Here is a 17,882-nt window from a genome sequence, read left to right as displayed (position 1 = left end):
CCGTTCCCGGAAGGCGGCCGCTCAATGTCCGTCCCAGACCTCCCCTCGCGCCGCGATCGGTCGCCGTATTAAACGCACAATTGCAGGTCAAGTCGTATACCGATTCTCGAGTAGGGGGACGTATTAATGGCTACCGTCGAGACGATCCTCTCGTCGATATTCAGTACCGTTACCGAACTGCATTCCGGCCAACTCGGATTACTCTCGGGTATTCTCGTTGGCATCCTGTATTGGCACGGCTACCGTCGGTCTTCGCTCGCTCTCCTCACGGCGTTCTACCTGCTGGCACTCGGCATCGTGCCCGCCCCCGCGAGAGGGCTGCTGGTGGTTCAATCCCAACCCTGGTACTTCTGCTCGCTCCTAGTCATTGCCTCGTTGAGTGCGATCAGCGGGCACGTCGTCTGGGTTCGAATATCCCCCTCGGACCAGCCCCGCTTGTCGGAGGTCGGACAGCAGGACGTCTGAGCATACTGGCTGCTGGCCGTCATCACTCGTGTCGTTTATTAATCCTATATGAGGATGGAATAAATATACTTGATGGGTCTAAAACCGCCTCAACACGGTCAATTTTGCACTTGTAGCAGGCAGACTTCTCGCAGTCGTGACCTTCGGCTCCCAGTCCATCAAGGGACTCCGACGTGTAGTGTTCGCCCCGCTGATGAGACGGCTTTCAGGAACCGCCAGTCACGTAACGAATCGCCCACGGAACCTGCGTCGCCAGGCGAAGACGAACCCCTCCGCACTGAGCCACAGTAGTCCGATGGTGATGCCGACGACGTGCAGTATCTGCGGGAGGTGCATCCACGTCGGGAAGACGTACTGGGCCATTGCCTCCCACTTCCGAACCGTCGACTCCACGGGACCGGGCTCGGAGTCGATCTCGGTCAGTTCGTCCCCCGCCGGGACGTCCGACTGTTCATCGGCGCCGATCCGATCCGCTTCGTACGGCAGCGGTATAACCTCGCCGGCGAGATCGTCGAACTGCCAGACGATTTCCCCGTCGGGATCGATCTCGAGCACGCGGTTGTTTCGAGAGTCGGTGATGAGCGTGTTGCCGTTGGGCAGTCGGTCGGCGTCCCGCGGCCACTGGAGGTGATCATTCGAGGGGCCAGTGTAGCGCCAGATGTGCGCTTCGGTCTCGAGGTCGAGTTCGATGATTCGACTGTTCTCGCTGTCGGCGACGACCATCGTCCCCTCGGCTTCGATGCGGTGTGGATTGTGCTGGTGGTCCATCATGCTATCGTTCCCCGGCTCGCCGACTGTGTCGACGATCTCGTCGGTTTCCGGATCGACTTCGATGATCACGTCGAAATTGCGGATGCTTATCTGGAAGTTCCCGTTCTCCAGTCGGTCGATGTCGTTCATGTGCGTCCAGTCGTCGTGTTCCCCTTCCTTTTCGGGACCGCCGTACTCTTCGTGAAACGGCGTGCCAGGCGTCAGGTGATCCTCGGCGTGCCATTCCCAGGTGGTCTCACCGTCGCGGTCGATGGTGAACGCGCGATCGTTCCCCATGTCGGCGATCGCCGTCTCACCGTTCTCGAGGCGCTCGACGTCGTGGACTTCGTGGTTGGCGATGAACTCGTCGTACCAGTCGTATTCCCAGACGACCTCGGTCGAGTTCTTATCGATCTCGACGACGCGATTGTGGACGCACTGATGGTCTGTTTCCTCGTACTCGAGGTGCTCCTCGGGGCAGTCTTCGGCGGGCGTCCTGACGGCGACGGCCGCCAGTACCGTCTCCTCGTCGAGTTGTTCGACGCCGAATACGCGTGAGTTCGGCACCGACCACTCCCAGGCAACCTCGCCGTCGGGCGTCAGTTCGACAACTCGCCCGTCGTCGTTATACGAATGAACGCCGACGAGCGTGTTGCCGGGGTGGCTCCCATCGCCGTTTACGACCTCCACACTGCGATCGATAACGGCCGCTTGGACGACGAGCGATCCGACCAGGAGGGTGATGACGACGCCGACGATAGTGACGCGGGTCCGCTGGTTCATACGTTCTGGTTTTGATGGGTCATCCAGCGATCAGACCATCTTCGTGAAATGCACGCTGCGAAACTCAATGAATCTTGGCGACGCAAGCGTACGATATCGTGTCATCTATCCCCTTCTTCCCTGACATTTCAGTATACCATAGAATTTGGGAGGAGCGGAAGCGTTCTGCGGACGCGAGCGTGAAGGGGCGCTCTGAATAATCGACTCTCCGTGCAACTTCTCGACCTACGTTACTTGCAGCTGTTGGAATTCGAACGTTAGAAATTGTAGTTTCGGGCGGATTCGAACCGCGAGGACTCGAATCCGCTCGTCCTCTGGGCCCGAATCCGCCCGGGACTATTCGCTCCTCACGTCCGTTCGTCGCAGAATAGTCCCGGGCGGATTCGAACCGCCGTCATGGGCTGTCTTCCGTGACGGACTGAACCGAACACGTCCAAAGGCCCATATGATTGGCCACTACACCACGGGACTCCTCGTTTCACTCGTCATCCCGTGTACCTCGCAGTTCCTCTGGAACTGCTCACCACCACGGGACTTCACTCACGAGGTACGAAACGGTTGCACAATAGTGTTACTTTTCGGCGCGAGGTGAAACGGCTATGTCTCCCTCTTCGACCCACCGGTGACAGCTCCGACAGAGCGTAACCACGTCTGTCCACTGTGTGCGCGTCCACCGGATCGTCGAACGACCGAACGGGCCGCAGATGATGCAGTCTGGATTCCGACTGAGCGCTTCCTTTCCCGTCCCGCAGTGCTGATACTCGTAGTCATCTCGTTCCGGCGCCTGGCGTCGAATCCGTCACCAGGCGAGACCGTATTCGATCGGGCCGCCCTCCCCTGCTGGTGGGCCGGTCCGACGACGTGCTCGGCGAGCCAGGCGTCGTCCCACGAGAGCGTCCGGAGGAAGCCACGGTTCTGCTCGTCGTTTCCGTCGCGTCGCGCCAGGTCCCGTCGTGTTCGCCGGCGTTTGGATTTCGGATGACAGTCCGCGCAGAACTCGCCTGGCCTTCGAGTCGGAGAACGCAGTTCCGCAGCCGGTGCGCGTCCGGGTCGGGAGCGGGTCGCCGTGGACTTTCGTGTGATGCTGGCGCGGTCCCCGCTCCGTCCGCAGCGATTTCCCGCACGTGGGGCAGTTCATGCCGAGGGTAGCCGCGGCTTCGCGGATAAACCCGCGGCCGCTACCGAGACCGACCTAGCAATTGCTCGGAGACGAACGGTGAACGGCCGGCGAAAACGGTCGTATTGCGCTTCTACAGCGAAGCGAGACGCGATGGCCGCGAGTTACAGGTAGCCTTCCTCGGCCAGGCGCTCGATGCCTTCCTGTAGTCGCTCCTCGCTCGCGGCGTAGGAGATCCGCGCGTAGCCGGGGGTCCCGAACGCGCTGCCGGGGACCGTCGCGACGTGGGCGTCCTCGAGCGCGCCCTCGCACCAGGCCTGGTCGTCTTCGTCGACGGGCAACATCATGTAGAACGCCCCCTCGGGGACGGCGACGTCGACGTCGTGCTCCTCGAGCAGGTCGACGACCAGGTCGCGCCGGTCGCGGAAGGCCTCGACCATCTGGTCGACGGCGGTGTCGGTGTTTTCCAGGGCCTCGATGCCGGCGTGCTGGACGAAGTTGACGGCCGAGGAGACCGAGTGGCTGTGGAGCTTGCCGGCCTGGTCGATGAGGTCCTCGGGGCCGGCGAAGTAGCCCAGGCGCCAGCCGGTCATCGAGTAGGCCTTCGAGAAGCCGTTGACCGTCACGGTGCGGTCAGCCATGCCCTCGAGCGTGCCGAGGCTGGTGGGCTCGACGCCGTAGGTGATCTCCTTGTAGATCTCGTCGGAGATGACGGTGACGTCGTGCTCGACGGCCAGGTCGCGGATACCCTCGAGCGCTTCGTCGGAGTAGACGGCGCCGGTGGGGTTCGACGGCGAGTTGACGATCAGCAGTTCGGTCTCGTCGGAGACCGCGGCCTCGAGGTCGTCGAGCGCGGGCTCGAGCTGGAACTCCGAGTCCGAGAGGTCGACGCGGGTGAGGTCGCCGCCGGCCATCTTGACCATGGCCTCGTAGGAGACCCACGCGGGGTCGAGCAGGACGACCTCGTCGCCCTCGCCGACGAGTGCCTGGACGATCTCGTAGAGGGCCTGCTTCGCGCCGGGGGTGACGATGATCTCGTCGGTGGTGTGATCGAGGCCGTCGGCGGCCAGCTTCTCGGAAATCGCCTCGCGGAGGTCGAGGATGCCGGCGGAGGTAGTGTAGCCGGTGTGGCCGGCGTCCATCGCGTCCTTGCCGGCCTGAACGATGTTCTCGGGCGTGGGGAAGTCGGGTTCGCCGACGGAGAGGTCGACGACGTCCGCGCCCTCGTTCTCGAGTTCGGTCGCGAGCGCGGAGATGGCAAGCGTTGCGGACGGTTCGACTCGGGTCAGGCGGTCGGTGAATTCCATCGTCATTGGTCTGAATCGGAATCTGCGGCGGCGTCGGCACTGGGATCGGGCAGTTCGTCGACGAGATCGAGCGCGGCGTCGACGGCCGTCGCCGCGTTCGAAATGCGCTCGCGCGCTTCCGCGGCGGACATGCCGGGGCCCGTCACGCCGAGGGTCACGGGCGTGTCCCGCTCGAGGCTCACGTCGGAGAGCCGCTGGGCGGTGGCGTCGCCGATTACCTGATCGTGGTCCGTATCGCCGGTGACGATCGTCCCGACGACGGCGACGGCGTCGACCGCGTCGCGGCGTGCCAGCCGGTCGGCGGCCAGGGGCGCGTCGTAGGCCCCCGGGACGCGGACCGTCTCGTACACGTCGGCGCCCGCGGCGGTGGCCGCCTCGAGCGCTTCCTGCTCCATCTGCTCGGTGATCGGGCGGTTGAACTCCGCGACCACCAGTCCGAGCGTGGACATACGCGAGCGGTGGTGTGGGCGGGTAAAAGAGGTACCGTTCTCACGCGGCGAGTCGCTCGTCGACCGCTCTCGCTGAGTCGTCGTCGTCGTGCGACGATCGATCGGCGATCGCGATCGCGCGGTAGCTCTGATCGAAACCGTCGGTATCGCCGCTGAAATCCCATTCGATCGCTATCGACCGGCCGCCGCCACGCTCCCGTAGTGTCCTCGATCGTGATCAGATCGAGAACGTTCGCGCCGCGCTGTGCGCACGATCGTGTCGTAAAGTGAGAACGCTTAAGCGGCGGGGGGATCAACCGCCGCGCGATGACAACGCTCCGAACGCCGGGCCCGACGCTCGGGGTCGTCGGCGGGGGACAGCTCGGACGGATGCTCGCCGAGGCGGCCGCGCCGCTGGGGGTCGAAGTGGTCGTGCTCGATCCGACGCCTGACTGTCCAGCGGCGCCGGTCGTCCGTGATCAGATCGTCGCCGACTTCGACGACGAGGCGGGAATCCGCGAACTCGCCGCGCGCGCTGACGTGCTCACCTTCGAGATCGAACTGGCCGATCAGGACGTCTTAGAGCGAGTTAGCGAGGACTCGGGGACGCCGGTCCACCCGAAGCCGTCGACGCTGCGGACCATCCACGACAAACTCGTCCAGAAGCGCGAACTCGAGGACGCCGGCGTTCCCGTGCCGCCGTTCCGCGAGGTCGAGGACGCAGACGACGTCCGCGCGGCGATCGACGACTACGGCGCACCGGTGATGCTCAAAGCCCGCACCGGCGGCTACGATGGCCGCGGGAACGTCCCTGTCAAATCGAAGGCCGAGGCCGAAGAGGCGCTCGAGTCCGTCGCCGGCCCCGCGATGGTCGAGTCGTTCGTCGACTTCGAGCGCGAGGTGTCGGTCATCGCCGTCAAGGGAGACGGCGACGTTGCGACCTTCCCGCTGGGCGAAAATATCCACGAGGAGGAGATTCTGCGGGAGACCGTCGTCCCCGCGCGGTCGAGCGAGAGCGTCGCCGACCGTGCGTACGACGTCGCGCGCGACGTCCTCGAGGTGATGGACGGTCGCGGTGTGTATGGAATCGAACTCTTCGAGACGACCGACGGCGAGATTCTGCTCAACGAGATCGCGCCGCGCCCGCACAACTCCGGGCACTGGACCATCGAAGGCGCGCAATCGTCGCAGTTCGAACAGCACGCCCGCGCCGTACTGGGCTGGCCGCTGGGCTCTACGGAGCTGCGCTCGCCGACCGTGCTGACGAACCTGCTCGGCGACGTTCGAAAGAGCTTCGCTCTTTCGAGCCAATCAGAATCGCAAAGCGATTCTGATGACGTCGCCGAGGAACAGCGTGCGGGGCTGGGAGACATCGACCGCATTCTCGAGACGCCTGGCGCGCACCTCCACTGGTACGGCAAGCGGCAGGTTCGGCCGCTGCGCAAGATGGGCCACGTAACGGTCTCTGGCGAGAACGAGGATGCCGACGTCGAGGACCTGCTCGAGACCGCGCGCGAACTCGAGGATGCGGTGACCTTCCGGACCGAGTGAGCCGTTCGTCGACGGCGTTTACCCCTGATTGAAGTCACCGGCCCGACCACTACCGGTCATGAGCGACAGCGTCAGCGACCTGATCGACCGGCTGCGCCGCGAGGCCGAGCAGGACCGCCCGAGCGAGGCGACTCCCGACGTCGGGATTGTGATGGGCAGCGACTCGGATCTCGAGACGATGATGACCGGCGGCGAGCGACGGGGCGCCTACGATGCCTTCGTCGACGAACTCGGCTTCGCCGAGCAGACCGACTACGAGAATCCACCCGGTGAGCGGTTCACGTTCGAGACCTACGTCACATCGGCCCACCGGACGCCGGACTTAATGACGGCTTACGCTGAGACGGCGGAGGACCGCGGCCTCGAGGTCGTCATCGCGGGCGCGGGCGGCAAGTCCGCAGACCTGCCGAACATGACCGCGTCGATCGCCTACCCGCTGCCGGTCATCGGCGTCCCCGTTCAGGAGAAGTCCGTCGACAGCGTCATCGGGATGCCCACCGGCGCGCCGCTAGTCGCGGTCGACGCCGGCAAGTCGTTCAACGCCGCGCTCTCGGCCGCCCAGATTCTCGCCCGTCAGCACGACGCGGTGCGCGACCGCCTGGTCGCCTACCACGAGAGCCTGCGCGAGGGCGTCGGCGCCGTCTCGCGCGAGCTCCACGACGAGGGGACGCCGGCGTTCCGGGACCGCGATCGCTAAGCGCTCGGACTCGAGTCGGCTTTGGATTCTTCCGAGGCGTCGGTCGGACCCGTCCGCCCCAAGCGGAATTACCGCGCGCAATCCGATCTTATCGGTGTTTTTCGGGTGAGAGTAATTTTCGCTTACCGACTCTTCACTTGCGAAACGATTCTACAGTGATTATTCAGGAGGATATCTCGCCGCTGAAGTCGCGCTGTAGCCCGTGTTTCCCCGAAAAACGAAGAATCAACCCTTATGTGGATGCGGTCGGAACTTCCGGACGTTACCGAGATGAATGATTGGATCGCTATCGGGGCGCTGGCGCTCGTCGGGATACTGATACCGCTTGGGATGATGGCGGTGTCGTATCTCATACGGCCCACCGTGCCCGAAATGAGCAAACGCGCCACCTACGAGAGTGGCGAGGTTCCGACCGGCGGCACGCGCATCCGGTTCAACATCCAGTACTACATGGTTGCGCTTCTGTTCGTCATCTTCGATATCGAGGCCGTCCTGCTGTTCCCGTGGACGGTCGTTTACCAGGATGCGCTGGCCGCGGAGAGCATTTCACTCGCCCGCGCGCTCGGGCCGATGCTGCTGTTCGTCGCCATCCTGCTGGTCGGACTCGCGTGGGCGTGGCGCAACGGCGCGGTACAGTGGGCGAAGACACCCCGGCAACTGGGACCCGACAGACCCTGACAGACCATGAGTAGCGAACAACCACGCCAATCGATCCACGGCAGCGCCGCACCGTCGACAGACACCCGGGAGTCGCGAATCGGTGAGGGCACCGACGATCGCTTCAACTCCAAACTCCGGGAGGCCTTCGGCTCCACCCCGTTCATCCTCACGAAGTTCGACAAGTTCATGAACTGGGTTCGGGGCAACTCAATGTTCATGCTGCAGTTCGGGATCGCCTGCTGCAGCATCGAGATGATGCACACGTACGCGATCAAACACGACCTCGACCGGTTCGGGGCCGGCGTCCCCCGCGCCTCGCCTCGCCAGGCCGACGTGATGATCGTGCCCGGGACGATCGTCTCGAAGTTCGGCCCCCGCATGAAGCGGGTCTACGACCAGATGCCCGAACCGAAGTTCGTCGTCGGGATGGGGTCGTGTACGATTTCCGGCGGCCCCTTCCAGGAGGGGTACAACGTCGTGAAAGGCGCCGAGGAGATCATCCCGATCGACATCCACGTCCCCGGCTGCCCGCCGCGGCCGGAGGCGCTGGTCTACGGGATCGCCAAACTCCAAGAGCGGATCCGCAACGGCGAGTCGACGCCCGTCGTCGTCAAACCGTACGAGCTCGAGGAGTTCGGCGACCTACCGAAAGACGAACTCGTCCAGAAGCTCGCTAACGACATCGACGAAGACGACCTCGTCATGCGCTATAACTGGGCTGATTCGCCATGAGCACGGGGCTCGAACGAGGGCGACCGCCGGTCGAAGTCACCGAGGACGACCTCGAAGTGGTGATCGGCGACCGAGCGCTCGCGCGCGATGATCACCTGAATGCGCCCGGGTTCGTCATCCGCCCGGACGACGTTCAGGACGTCCTCGGCGACCTGCGGGACCAGGCGGGCTTCGATCACCTCGCCAATCTCACCGCCCAGCAGTACGAGGACCGCTACGAGTCGATCTACCACCTCCGGAAGTACGCCGATCCGACCCAGGAGGTCTCGATCGTCGTCCCGACGACGACGGACGACCCGGTCAGCGAGTCCGCCGAACCGGTCTTCCGGACGGCGGATTGGCACGAGCGCGAGGCCTTCGACCTGGTCGGCATCGACTACGAGGGCCATCCCGATCCGCGGCGGATCCTCCTGCCCGAGACCTGGCAGGGCCATCCGCTCTCGCTGGACTACGATCAGGAGAAGCCGCAGGTCGTGACCCTCTCGGAGCACGCTAATCCGGTCCGGCCCGACCACCACGACGAGGAGTCGGACACGATGTTCCTGAACATCGGGCCCCACCACCCGGCGACCCACGGCGTGCTCCACATCGAGACGGTCTTAGACGGCGAGACGGTGGTCGACGTCGACCCCGACATCGGCTATCTGCACCGCTGCGAGGAGCAGATGTGCCAGCAGGGGACCTACCGCCACCAGATCATGCCATACCCGGACCGCTGGGACTACGTCTCGGCCGGCCTCCTCAACGAGTGGGCCTACGCCCGGACGGCCGAAGACCTCGCGGACATCGAGGTCCCCGAGTACGCCCAGGTCATCCGGACGATGGGCGCCGAGTTCTGCCGGATCGCGTCGCACATGCTCGCGCTGGCGACCTTCGCGCTGGACGTCTACGGCGACTTCACCGCCATCTTCCAGTACGGCATGCGCGACCGCGAGGTCGTCCAGGACATTCTGGAGGACCTGACCGGCCAGCGGCTCATGTTCAACTACTTCCGCCTGGGCGGGGTCGCCTGGGACCTGCCCGAACCCCGCGAGGAGTTCATCGGGAAGTGCCGAGATTTCCTCGACGGGCTCCCGGCGAAGGTCGACGAGTACCACGACCTGCTGACCGGCAACGAGATTTTCCAGATCCGGACCCACGACACGGGCATCTTGGAGCCGGAGACGGCCAAACAGTACGGCTGCACCGGGCCCGTCGCTCGCGGCTCCGGGATCGACTACGACCTTCGCCGCGACGATCCCTACGGCTACTACGATGAACTCGACTGGAACGTCGTCACCGAGAACGGCTGCGACAACTACAGCCGCGTCCTCGTGCGCATGCAGGAGGTCGAGGAGTCGGCGAAGATCATCGAGCAGTGTCTCGACCTGCTCGAGGACTGGCCCGAGGACGAACGGACGGTCCAGAGCAACGTCCCCCGGACGCTCAAGCCGGATTCGGACACGGAGATCTACCGCAGCGTCGAGGGCGCGAAGGGCGAACTCGGGATCTACATCCGGGCCGACGGCACGGATAAGCCGGCCCGGTTCAAGATCCGCAGCCCCTGCTTCCACAACCTCTCGGCGCTGCCCGAGATGTCTGAAGGGGAGTACGTGCCCGACCTGATCGCGTCACTCGGTAGCTTAGACATCGTGCTCGGGGAGGTGGACCGCTGACATGTCCGGTGCCGGAATCGCGACTGCGACCGACGCGGCGCCCGCAGTGCCGCTGCAGGACACAGTCTTGCTCCCCGAGCGGATCGGTCGCCTGACCGGCCTGGACGGGTTCGGCCTGGCCGGCGAACTGCTCGCAACGTTCATCGCGGCCTTCATCATCGGCAACCTGATGCTGGCGATGACCGGCGTCGCCGGGCCGTGGGCGAAGCGAAAGATCACCGCCGCCTTCACGGACCGGATCGCGGTCAATCGGCTCGGTCCGGCCGGCCTGTTCATCATCGTCGCCGACGCCGTCCGACTCCTCTCGAAGGAGTTAGTCGTGCCGGAGAACGCGGACCGACCGGCCTACGACCTCGCGCCGATCGTCGTCGCGTCGTCTGCGCTGCTCGGTTTCGCCGTCATTCCGATGGGCAGCGGCATTCACCTCGCCGATCCCGAGGTCGGACTCGCGTACGTCTTCGCGGTCTCGGGGATCGCGAGCCTCGGCCTGGTGATGGCCGGCTACGCGTCGGCGAACAAGTACTCGATGCTCGGCGGGCTCCGCGCAGTGGCACAGAACGTCGCCTACGAGATCCCGCTGGTCGTCACCGGGATGTCGATCGTGATCTTCGCCGGAACGCTGCAGATGGGCGAGATCGTCGCGGCCCAGCACGAGACGCTGGTGACGGTCGCGGGCATCGACGTGCCGTCGTGGTACGCGCTGGTCAACCCGTTTGCGTTCGTGCTGTTTCTGGTCGCGAACTTCGCGGAGGTCGGCCGCAACCCCTTCGACACGCCGGAGGCACCGACCGAGATCGTCGCGGGATACCAGACCGAGTACTCCTCGGTCTACTTCGTGCTGATCTACCTCGGGGAGTTCCTCCACATCTTCCTCGGGGGTGCGATCATTGCGACGATCTTCCTGGGCGGGCCCGCCGGGCCGATCCTGCCGGGTATCGTCTGGTTCACCATCAAGATCTGGGCGGTGTTCCTCGCGACGCAGTGGCTGCGTTCGGCGGTGCCACGCGTCCGGATCGACCAACTGATCGAGATTGGCTGGAAGGGACTGCTCGTCCTCGCTTTCGCCAATCTCATCCTGACCGCGGTAATCGTGGGGCTGATAGCATGATCGGGATACTCAAATCGATGGCAACGACGATGAAGCACGCGCTGGACGGCTCCACCTTCACGGTGGAGTATCCGGAGACCGCACCGGACGTCTCGCCGCGCTTTCGCGGCGTACACAAGTTCAGCCAGGAGCGGTGTATCTGGTGTCGCCAGTGCGAGAACGTCTGTCCGAACGACACGATCCAGATCGTGACGAACGATCAGCGACAGGGCGAACAGTACAACCTCCACATCGGGCAGTGCGTCTACTGCCGGCTCTGCGAGGAGGTCTGCCCGGTCGACGCCATCCTGCTCACGGAGAACTTCGAGTTCACGGCGGACACGAAACACGACTTCGTCTACAACAAAGAGCAGCTGAAGGCGGTACCGTGGTACAAGGACATCGACCCGCTCGCCTCCAGGGAACCCGACCGGGGCGCCTGGGTCGGCGAGGGTGAGGGGGAGGTCGACTACCAGTAACGGGTCCGCCCGTCCCGCAAACGGGCACTACCAACAAACCATGAACTACGAGCTGATCGCGTTCGCGCTGTTCGCGTTCGTTACGCTGGCCAGCGCGGTGGGTGTCGTGCTCATGCAGGACCCGTGGCATTCGGCGCTCCTGCTGGGCGTGGCGCTGCTCAGCGTCGCGGTGCACTACGTGATGCTGGCGGCGGAGTTCGTCGCCATGATGCAGGTTCTCGTCTACGTGGGCGGGGTCCTCGTGCTCATCACGTTCGCCGTCATGCTGACCCAGCGCGACGAATCCGAGACTGACGCGGACTCCGACGAGGTGGTACAGGCATGACGACAGGCCCGAAACTCCGGCTCGGCCGGACGCTGGTTCCGGGATTGCTCGCCGTCGCCCTCTTTGCGGTGATGGCGCTGGTCGTCGTCAACACGCCGTTCGAACCGATGACCGAGGCCGCCGGGGCCGGCTACCCCGACGGCATCTCGATCACGGCCGAACTCGGCTACGCGCTGTTCGACTTCACGGAACTGCAGGAAGTCGGCGGCACGGAGCCGTTCCTCGCGGCCGTCCTGCTGGTCGCCGTCGCGCTCGACGCGGCGCTCGACGCCTCGCTCGTCCTCGCGAAACGCGAGGAGGGGGGCGAGCCCGTCGCCGCGCTCTCGTCGACCGGCGAGACGTCCGGCAGTGCGGGCCCGCAGCCGGCCGCCACCGACGGCGGCGAGCGGTCCGATGGGGGTGAACAGCGATGACCGTCGACGTGCAGTACTACGTCCTGCTGTCGATGGCGCTGTTCTGCATCGGCCTGTTCGGTATCCTGACGCGTCGCAACGCACTGCTGTTCCTGATGTCCGTCGAACTCATGCTGAACGCGGCCAACGTCAACCTGATCGCGTTCGCGTTCTATCACGGCAACCTCACCGGCCAGCTGTTCGCGCTGTTTACCATGGCGCTGGCCGCCGCCGAGGTCGCCGTCGGACTCGGGATCATCCTGGTGCTGTACCGCAACTTCCGTGACGTCGACGTCACAGTTCCAACGACGATGAGGTGGTAAGATGGCAGCAACAGCAACGGGACCGTTCGGATTCGCACCGGCGATCGCAGTGCTCCCGCTCGTGGCGTTCGTCGTCGCGCTCGCCTTCGGGAAGTACATGCCGAAGAAGGGCGCGTTCGCGGGCATCCTCGCGACGGCAGGCTCGCTCCTGCTCTCCGTACTGATGCTCGCGACCGTCGCGGGCGGCGAAACGTACCACGAGACGCTCTACGAGTGGACCTCTGGCGCAGCCGCGAGCGAGGTCGGCACCGAGGGGATCGAGTTCACGTTCGGGATCCTGATCGACCCGCTCTCGGCGCTGATGCTGGTGATCGTCTCGCTGGTCGCGTTCCTCGTCCACATCTTCAGCCTCGGCTACATGAACGCCGAGGGCGAGACCGGGCTCCCGCGGTACTACGCCGAGCTCGGCCTCTTTACCTTCAGCATGCTCGCGTTCGTCTTTGCGGACAACCTGCTGATGGCGTTCATGTTCTTCGAGCTCGTCGGGCTGTGCTCGTACCTGCTGATCGGGTTCTGGTTCCGCACGAAATCGGCGCCTTCGGCCGCGAAGAAGGCGTTCCTGGTCACCCGCTTCGGTGACTACTTCTTCCTGATCGGCGTCGTCGCCATCGCGGCGACCTTCGGCACCGTCGGCTTCGCCGGCGAGGAGTCGTTCGTCGCCGCGGCGGAGACGGCCATCGACGACGGCGCGACGCTGTTCGGCTTCGACGCCCAGACCTGGGTGACGATCACCGGGCTGCTCGTGCTCGGCGGGGTCATCGGCAAGTCCGCACAGTTCCCGCTGCACACCTGGCTGCCCGACGCCATGGAGGGCCCGACCACCGTCTCCGCGCTCATCCACGCGGCGACGATGGTCGCGGCCGGCGTCTACCTGGTCGCCCGGATGTTCGGTTACTACGCGCTCTCCCCGACCGCGCTGGCGATCATCGCCTTCGTCGGCGGCTTCACCGCGTTGTTCGCGGCGACGATGGGCGTCGTCAAAGACGACATCAAGCAGGTGCTGGCGTACTCGACGATCAGCCAGTACGGCTACATGATGCTCGGCCTCGGCGTCGGCGGCTACGTCGCCGGGGTCTTCCACCTCATGAACCACGCCTTCTTCAAGGCGCTGCTGTTCCTGGGTGCCGGGGCCGTCATCATCCTGATGCACCACGAACAGGACATGTGGGAGATGGGCGGCCTGAAGGACAAAGCGCCCGTCACCTACTACACGTTCCTCGCCGGCGCGCTCGCGCTCGCGGGGATCGTCCCGTTCTCCGGGTTCTGGTCGAAGGACGAGGTGCTGTTCGACGCGCTCGCCGTCGGCCTCGAGGAGCCGGTCTTCCTCGCGGCCTACGCGATGGGGCTGCTCGCGGTGTTCTTCACCGGGTTCTACACCTTCCGGATGGTCTTCCTGACCTTCCACGGCGAGCCCCGGTCCGAGACCGCCGAGGATCCACACCCGGTCGGCCTGCCGATCAAGATCCCGCTGGCCGTCCTCGGGATCCTCGCGACCGTCGCCGGCCTGGTCAACCTCGCGCCAGTCGCGGAGTTGCTCCACGCCGACATCACGTTCCTCGAGTTCTGGCTCGACGGCGAGTACGGCTACGTCGAGGGACTGACCTACCACGACTACCACGAGACGGTGCCGCTCGAAGAGGGCGTCATCGGCTCCGAGACGACGACGATGCTGTTGAGCGCCGGGCTGTCGCTGGGCCTGGCGCTGGCCGGCGCCTTTACGGCGCACACGCTGTACAACGTCCCCGAGCCGTCCCGCCACATGACGAAGCTCGGCGGCGCGTACGACGTCCTGCGGAGCAATTACTACCAGGACGAGTATCAGGTCTGGCTCGCCGAGGGGCTGACGCTGCCGATCGCTCGCGCGGCCGACCGCTTCGACCAGACCGTCATCGACGGGATCGTCGACGGCACGTCGACGGTGAGCCTCTTCGGCAGCAGTTGGGTGAAACGCATCCAGACCGGTATCGTGACTAACTACGCAGCGCTGCTGGTGGGCGGCTTCATCGGCTTGCTGTTGATTTTCGGCTATCTCGGAGGGTGGTTCGCATGATGATCGAAGCGTTGATCGCGGTGGCACTGCTCGGCGCGCTGGTGACGTTCCTCGCGCCGAATCGCATCGCCGGTAAACTCGCCTTCGCCATCAGCCTGGTGCCGGCAGCGCTGTCCCTGTGGCTGTTCGCCGCGTTCGACGGTAGCGGGAACGCCCTGCTCGATGGCGAGCTGGCGTTCGAGTCGCGAGCGACGTGGATCGACGTCGGCGAGTACTCGATCTCGTGGTTCGTCGGCCTCGACGGCATCAGCCTGCCGCTCGTGGTCCTGACGACGATCCTCTGTACGCTGGCGATCGTCAGCTCGTGGACGCCGATCGACGAGCGGGAGTCCCAGTTCTACGGGCTGATCCTGTTCATCGAGGCGATGCTGCTCGGCGTCTTCTCGGCGCTGGACTTCTTCCTGTGGTTCGTCTTCTGGGAGGCGGTCCTGATCCCGATGTACCTGCTGATCGGGATCTGGGGCGGCCCGCGCCGGAAGTACGCCGCGATCAAGTTCTTCGTCTACACGAACGTGGCGTCGCTGGTGATGTTCGGCGCGTTCATCGCCCTGGTCTTCGGACTCGGCGACTCGGTCACGTCGTTCGCCCTGCCCGAGATCGCGACGGCGATGGTCAACGGCGGTCCCGAGGGCTTCTTCGGGCTCGGCGGGACGACCCTCGCGTCGGTCGTGTTCGTCGCGATGTTCCTCGGGTTTGCGGTGAAGGTGCCCATCGTCCCCTTCCACACCTGGCTACCGGACGCCCACGTCGAGGCGCCGACGCCCGCATCGGTGCTGCTGGCGGGCGTCCTGCTGAAGATGGGGACCTACGCCCTGCTCCGGTTCAACTTCACGATGTTCCCGGACCAGGTCGCGACCTACGCGGTCCCGATCGCGGCGATCGCGGTGATCAGCGTCATCTACGGCGCGATGCTCGCGCTCGCCCAGACCGACTTGAAGCGGATCGTCGCCTACTCGTCGGTCTCGTCGATGGGCTACGTCATCCTCGGGCTGGTCGCCTACACCCAGTTCGGGGTCGGCGGCGCGACCTTCCAGATGGTTTCCCACGGCCTGATCTCCGGGCTGATGTTCATGGCCGTCGGCGTCATCTATAACGCCACCCACACCCGGATGGTCACCGACATGTCCGGCCTGGCCGACCGGATGCCGATCGCGGTCGCCATTCTGGTGGCCGGCGCCTTCGGCTACATGGGACTGCCGCTGATGAGCGGCTTCTACGGCGAGTTCACGATCTTCTTCGGGACCTTCGGCTCCGAACTGCTCGACTACTCGCCGCTGTTCACCTCGCTGGCGATGTTCGGCATCGTCATCGTCGCGGGCTACCTGCTGTTCGCGCTCCAGCGGACGGTGTTCGGACCGTACCGGCTCGAAACCGACTATGAGGTGGGCACGGCGCCGCTGCACGACGTCGCGTCGATGGTCGTGTTGCTGGGGCTGATCATCGCCCTCGGCGTGGCCCCCGACCTGATCTTCGACATGATAACCGACGCAGTCGATCCGATCCTCGAGAACGGAGGTGATCTCTGATGGCGGTCGTCGAACTCCCCGAGTGGGCGGCGCTCGCACCGGCACTGATCCTCGCGGCGACGGCGCTCGTGCTGTTCGTCTTCGACAGCATCAAGCCGCGCTCGACGAACCGGACGATCCTCGCCGGTACCACCGTCGTGGGCGCGCTGACGTCGCTGGCCGTCGCCGTCTGGTTCACCGCCGCCGGCGTCGGCGCGACGGGCATCGAGAACTACGGCGTCATCGACCTCATGGGCGGCCAATTCGTGGTCGACCGCCTGGCGCTGTACTTCATGATCATCATCGCGGTCGTCACCGCCCTCGTCGCGGTCGCGAGCCACGACTACCTGCGCGATCACACCTACCAGGCCGAGTACTACTCGCTGGTCGTGCTCGCGGCGACCGGGATGTCGATCATGGCCGCCTCGAACAGCCTGGTGACGATCTTCATCGCGCTCGAACTGACGAGCCTGCCGTCGTACGCGCTGGTCGCGATCCTAAAGGACAACCGCGGCAGCGTCGAGGCGGGCCTGAAGTACTTCCTGATCGGCGCCCTGTCCTCGGCGATCTTCGTCTACGGGGTCAGCCTGGTCTACGGCGCGACCGGCTCCCTGCAGCTCGAGGCGATCGCCGAGGCCCTCGGCGACGTCGGCGAGATGGGCGGCCTGCTTGGGCTCGGCATCCTAATGTTGATCGGCGGGATCGCGTTCAAGACCGCGAGCGTTCCCTTCCACTTCTGGGCCCCCGAGGCCTACGAGGGCGCGCCCGCGCCGATCTCGGCGTTCCTCTCGTCGGCCTCGAAGGCCGCCGGCTTCGTGCTCGCGTTCCGCGTGTTCACGACCGCGTTCCCGCTCGAGGCCACGACCGACGTCATCGGCGTCGAGTGGACCTGGGCCTTCGTCATCCTCGCGATCGTCACGATGACGGTCGGGAACTTCGCCGCGGCCACCCAGGAGAACGTCAAGCGCATGCTCGCGTACTCCTCGGTCGGCCACGCCGGCTACGTGCTGATCGGCCTGGCGGGCCTGTCGGCCGACGGCGGCGAACTCGTCATGGGCGCGGCCATGATGCACCTGCTGGTCTACGGCTTCATGAACACCGGCGCGTTCCTGTTCGTCGGCTTAGCCGAGTATTGGGGCGTCGGCCGCACCTTCGAGGACTACAACGGCCTCTCGCAGCAGGCGCCGTTCGCCTGCGCCGCGATGGCCGTGTTCATGTTCAGCCTCGCCGGCGTGCCGCCGTTCGGCGGCTTCTGGAGCAAGTACCTGCTGTACACCGCGACGCTCGAAGCGGCCGCGGATAACACGATCCTGCTCGTCGTCGCCGCCGCGCTCGTAGTCAACAGCGCGCTCTCGCTGTACTACTACTCGCGGCTGGTCAAGGCGCTGTGGATCGAGGAACCGATCCTCGACCGCGACAGCCTCTCCCAGCCGATCGGGCTCTACGCGGCGGTCATCACCGCAGCGGTGCTGACGGTGCTCATCCTGCCGGCGTTCAGTCCGATCGCCGACGCCGCGATCGAAGCGGCGGCCGCGGTCGTCGCCTGAGCGCTCGCGATCGACCGCCGTTTTCGTCC

17 protein-coding genes and 1 tRNA gene are annotated in these 17,882 nt (G+C 65.2%); 14 read left to right on the top strand and 4 right to left on the bottom strand.

Going from position 1 to position 17,882, the window contains the following annotated elements; all coding sequences use genetic code 11:
• Nucleotides 1-126: 126 nt before the first annotated feature.
• Nucleotides 127-465: a hypothetical protein gene (locus BMY29_RS07595; protein WP_049988584.1), complete on the top strand. Its 339-nt coding sequence runs from the start codon at nucleotides 127-129 to the stop codon at nucleotides 463-465.
• A 219-nt stretch (nucleotides 466-684) separates the two neighbouring features.
• Here the strand turns inward: BMY29_RS07595 and BMY29_RS07590 are convergent, their stop codons facing one another.
• The 4 genes from BMY29_RS07590 to ribH form a co-directional block, all read right to left on the bottom strand.
• A complete protein-coding gene (locus tag BMY29_RS07590) occupies nucleotides 685-1,998 on the bottom strand; it encodes an aryl-sulfate sulfotransferase (protein WP_049988583.1) in 1,314 nt (437 codons plus the stop codon).
• A gap of 368 nt (nucleotides 1,999-2,366) precedes the next feature.
• Nucleotides 2,367-2,469, bottom strand: a tRNA-Gln gene (locus BMY29_RS07585).
• 810 nt (nucleotides 2,470-3,279) lie between these two features.
• A complete protein-coding gene (locus tag BMY29_RS07575) occupies nucleotides 3,280-4,428 on the bottom strand; it encodes a pyridoxal phosphate-dependent aminotransferase (RefSeq protein WP_049988582.1) in 1,149 nt (382 codons plus the stop codon).
• Entirely contained in the window at nucleotides 4,425-4,871 is a 447-nt protein-coding gene (gene ribH, locus BMY29_RS07570; protein WP_049988581.1) for a 6,7-dimethyl-8-ribityllumazine synthase, read from the bottom strand. The genes BMY29_RS07575 and ribH overlap by 4 nt, the downstream gene beginning before the upstream one ends.
• Before the next feature lie 306 nt (nucleotides 4,872-5,177).
• On the opposite strand from ribH, the gene BMY29_RS07565 reads away from it, so the two are divergent.
• The 13 genes from BMY29_RS07565 to BMY29_RS07505 all read left to right on the top strand — a co-directional run bounded on the left by BMY29_RS07565 (nucleotide 5,178) and on the right by BMY29_RS07505 (nucleotide 17,853).
• Entirely contained in the window at nucleotides 5,178-6,401 is a 1,224-nt protein-coding gene (locus BMY29_RS07565; RefSeq protein WP_049988580.1) for a 5-(carboxyamino)imidazole ribonucleotide synthase, read from the top strand.
• A 58-nt stretch (nucleotides 6,402-6,459) separates the two neighbouring features.
• Nucleotides 6,460-7,098: an AIR carboxylase family protein gene (locus tag BMY29_RS07560; RefSeq protein WP_049988579.1), complete on the top strand. Its 639-nt coding sequence runs from the start codon at nucleotides 6,460-6,462 to the stop codon at nucleotides 7,096-7,098.
• Nucleotides 7,099-7,368: 270 nt separating this feature from the next.
• Nucleotides 7,369-7,776: an NADH-quinone oxidoreductase subunit A gene (locus BMY29_RS07555; protein ID WP_049988731.1), complete on the top strand. Its 408-nt coding sequence runs from the start codon at nucleotides 7,369-7,371 to the stop codon at nucleotides 7,774-7,776.
• Between the two features lie 6 nt (nucleotides 7,777-7,782).
• Nucleotides 7,783-8,490 (top strand): NADH-quinone oxidoreductase subunit B, encoded by a 708-nt coding sequence (locus tag BMY29_RS07550; protein WP_049988578.1) that lies wholly within the window; start codon nucleotides 7,783-7,785, stop codon nucleotides 8,488-8,490.
• Nucleotides 8,487-10,145, top strand: a complete 1,659-nt coding sequence (locus BMY29_RS07545) for an NADH-quinone oxidoreductase subunit D (protein ID WP_049988577.1) — start codon at nucleotides 8,487-8,489, stop codon at nucleotides 10,143-10,145. The genes BMY29_RS07550 and BMY29_RS07545 overlap by 4 nt, the downstream gene beginning before the upstream one ends.
• A 1-nt stretch (nucleotide 10,146) precedes the next feature.
• Nucleotides 10,147-11,253 (top strand): complex I subunit 1/NuoH family protein, encoded by a 1,107-nt coding sequence (locus tag BMY29_RS07540; RefSeq protein ID WP_049988576.1) that lies wholly within the window; start codon nucleotides 10,147-10,149, stop codon nucleotides 11,251-11,253.
• Nucleotides 11,250-11,711: a NuoI/complex I 23 kDa subunit family protein gene (locus BMY29_RS07535; protein ID WP_049988575.1), complete on the top strand. Its 462-nt coding sequence runs from the start codon at nucleotides 11,250-11,252 to the stop codon at nucleotides 11,709-11,711. Before BMY29_RS07540 ends, BMY29_RS07535 begins: the two co-directional genes overlap by 4 nt.
• A gap of 40 nt (nucleotides 11,712-11,751) precedes the next feature.
• Nucleotides 11,752-12,036 carry an NADH-quinone oxidoreductase subunit J gene (locus BMY29_RS07530; RefSeq protein ID WP_049988574.1) on the top strand — a complete coding sequence of 95 codons (285 nt, stop codon included), beginning with the start codon at nucleotides 11,752-11,754 and terminating at the stop codon, nucleotides 12,034-12,036.
• Nucleotides 12,033-12,449 (top strand): hypothetical protein, encoded by a 417-nt coding sequence (locus BMY29_RS07525; RefSeq protein ID WP_049988573.1) that lies wholly within the window; start codon nucleotides 12,033-12,035, stop codon nucleotides 12,447-12,449. Before BMY29_RS07530 ends, BMY29_RS07525 begins: the two co-directional genes overlap by 4 nt.
• Nucleotides 12,446-12,751: an NADH-quinone oxidoreductase subunit NuoK gene (gene nuoK / locus BMY29_RS07520; protein WP_049988572.1), complete on the top strand. Its 306-nt coding sequence runs from the start codon at nucleotides 12,446-12,448 to the stop codon at nucleotides 12,749-12,751. Before BMY29_RS07525 ends, nuoK begins: the two co-directional genes overlap by 4 nt.
• Before the next feature lies 1 nt (nucleotide 12,752).
• Complete coding sequence (gene nuoL, locus BMY29_RS07515) at nucleotides 12,753-14,801, top strand: NADH-quinone oxidoreductase subunit L (protein WP_049988571.1); 2,049 nt, start codon at nucleotides 12,753-12,755, stop codon at nucleotides 14,799-14,801.
• A complete protein-coding gene (locus BMY29_RS07510; protein WP_049988570.1) occupies nucleotides 14,798-16,327 on the top strand; it encodes a complex I subunit 4 family protein in 1,530 nt (509 codons plus the stop codon). Before nuoL ends, BMY29_RS07510 begins: the two co-directional genes overlap by 4 nt.
• Entirely contained in the window at nucleotides 16,327-17,853 is a 1,527-nt protein-coding gene (locus tag BMY29_RS07505; RefSeq protein ID WP_049988569.1) for an NADH-quinone oxidoreductase subunit N, read from the top strand. Before BMY29_RS07510 ends, BMY29_RS07505 begins: the two co-directional genes overlap by 1 nt.
• Nucleotides 17,854-17,882 lie beyond the last annotated feature (29 nt).

It is taken from the genome of Natrinema salifodinae, assembly GCF_900110455.1.
Classification (GTDB): Archaea; Halobacteriota; Halobacteria; order Halobacteriales; family Natrialbaceae; genus Natrinema; species Natrinema salifodinae.
The sequence above is the reverse complement of the archived record's forward strand: the minus strand, read 5'-3'. Positions and strand labels throughout refer to the sequence as shown.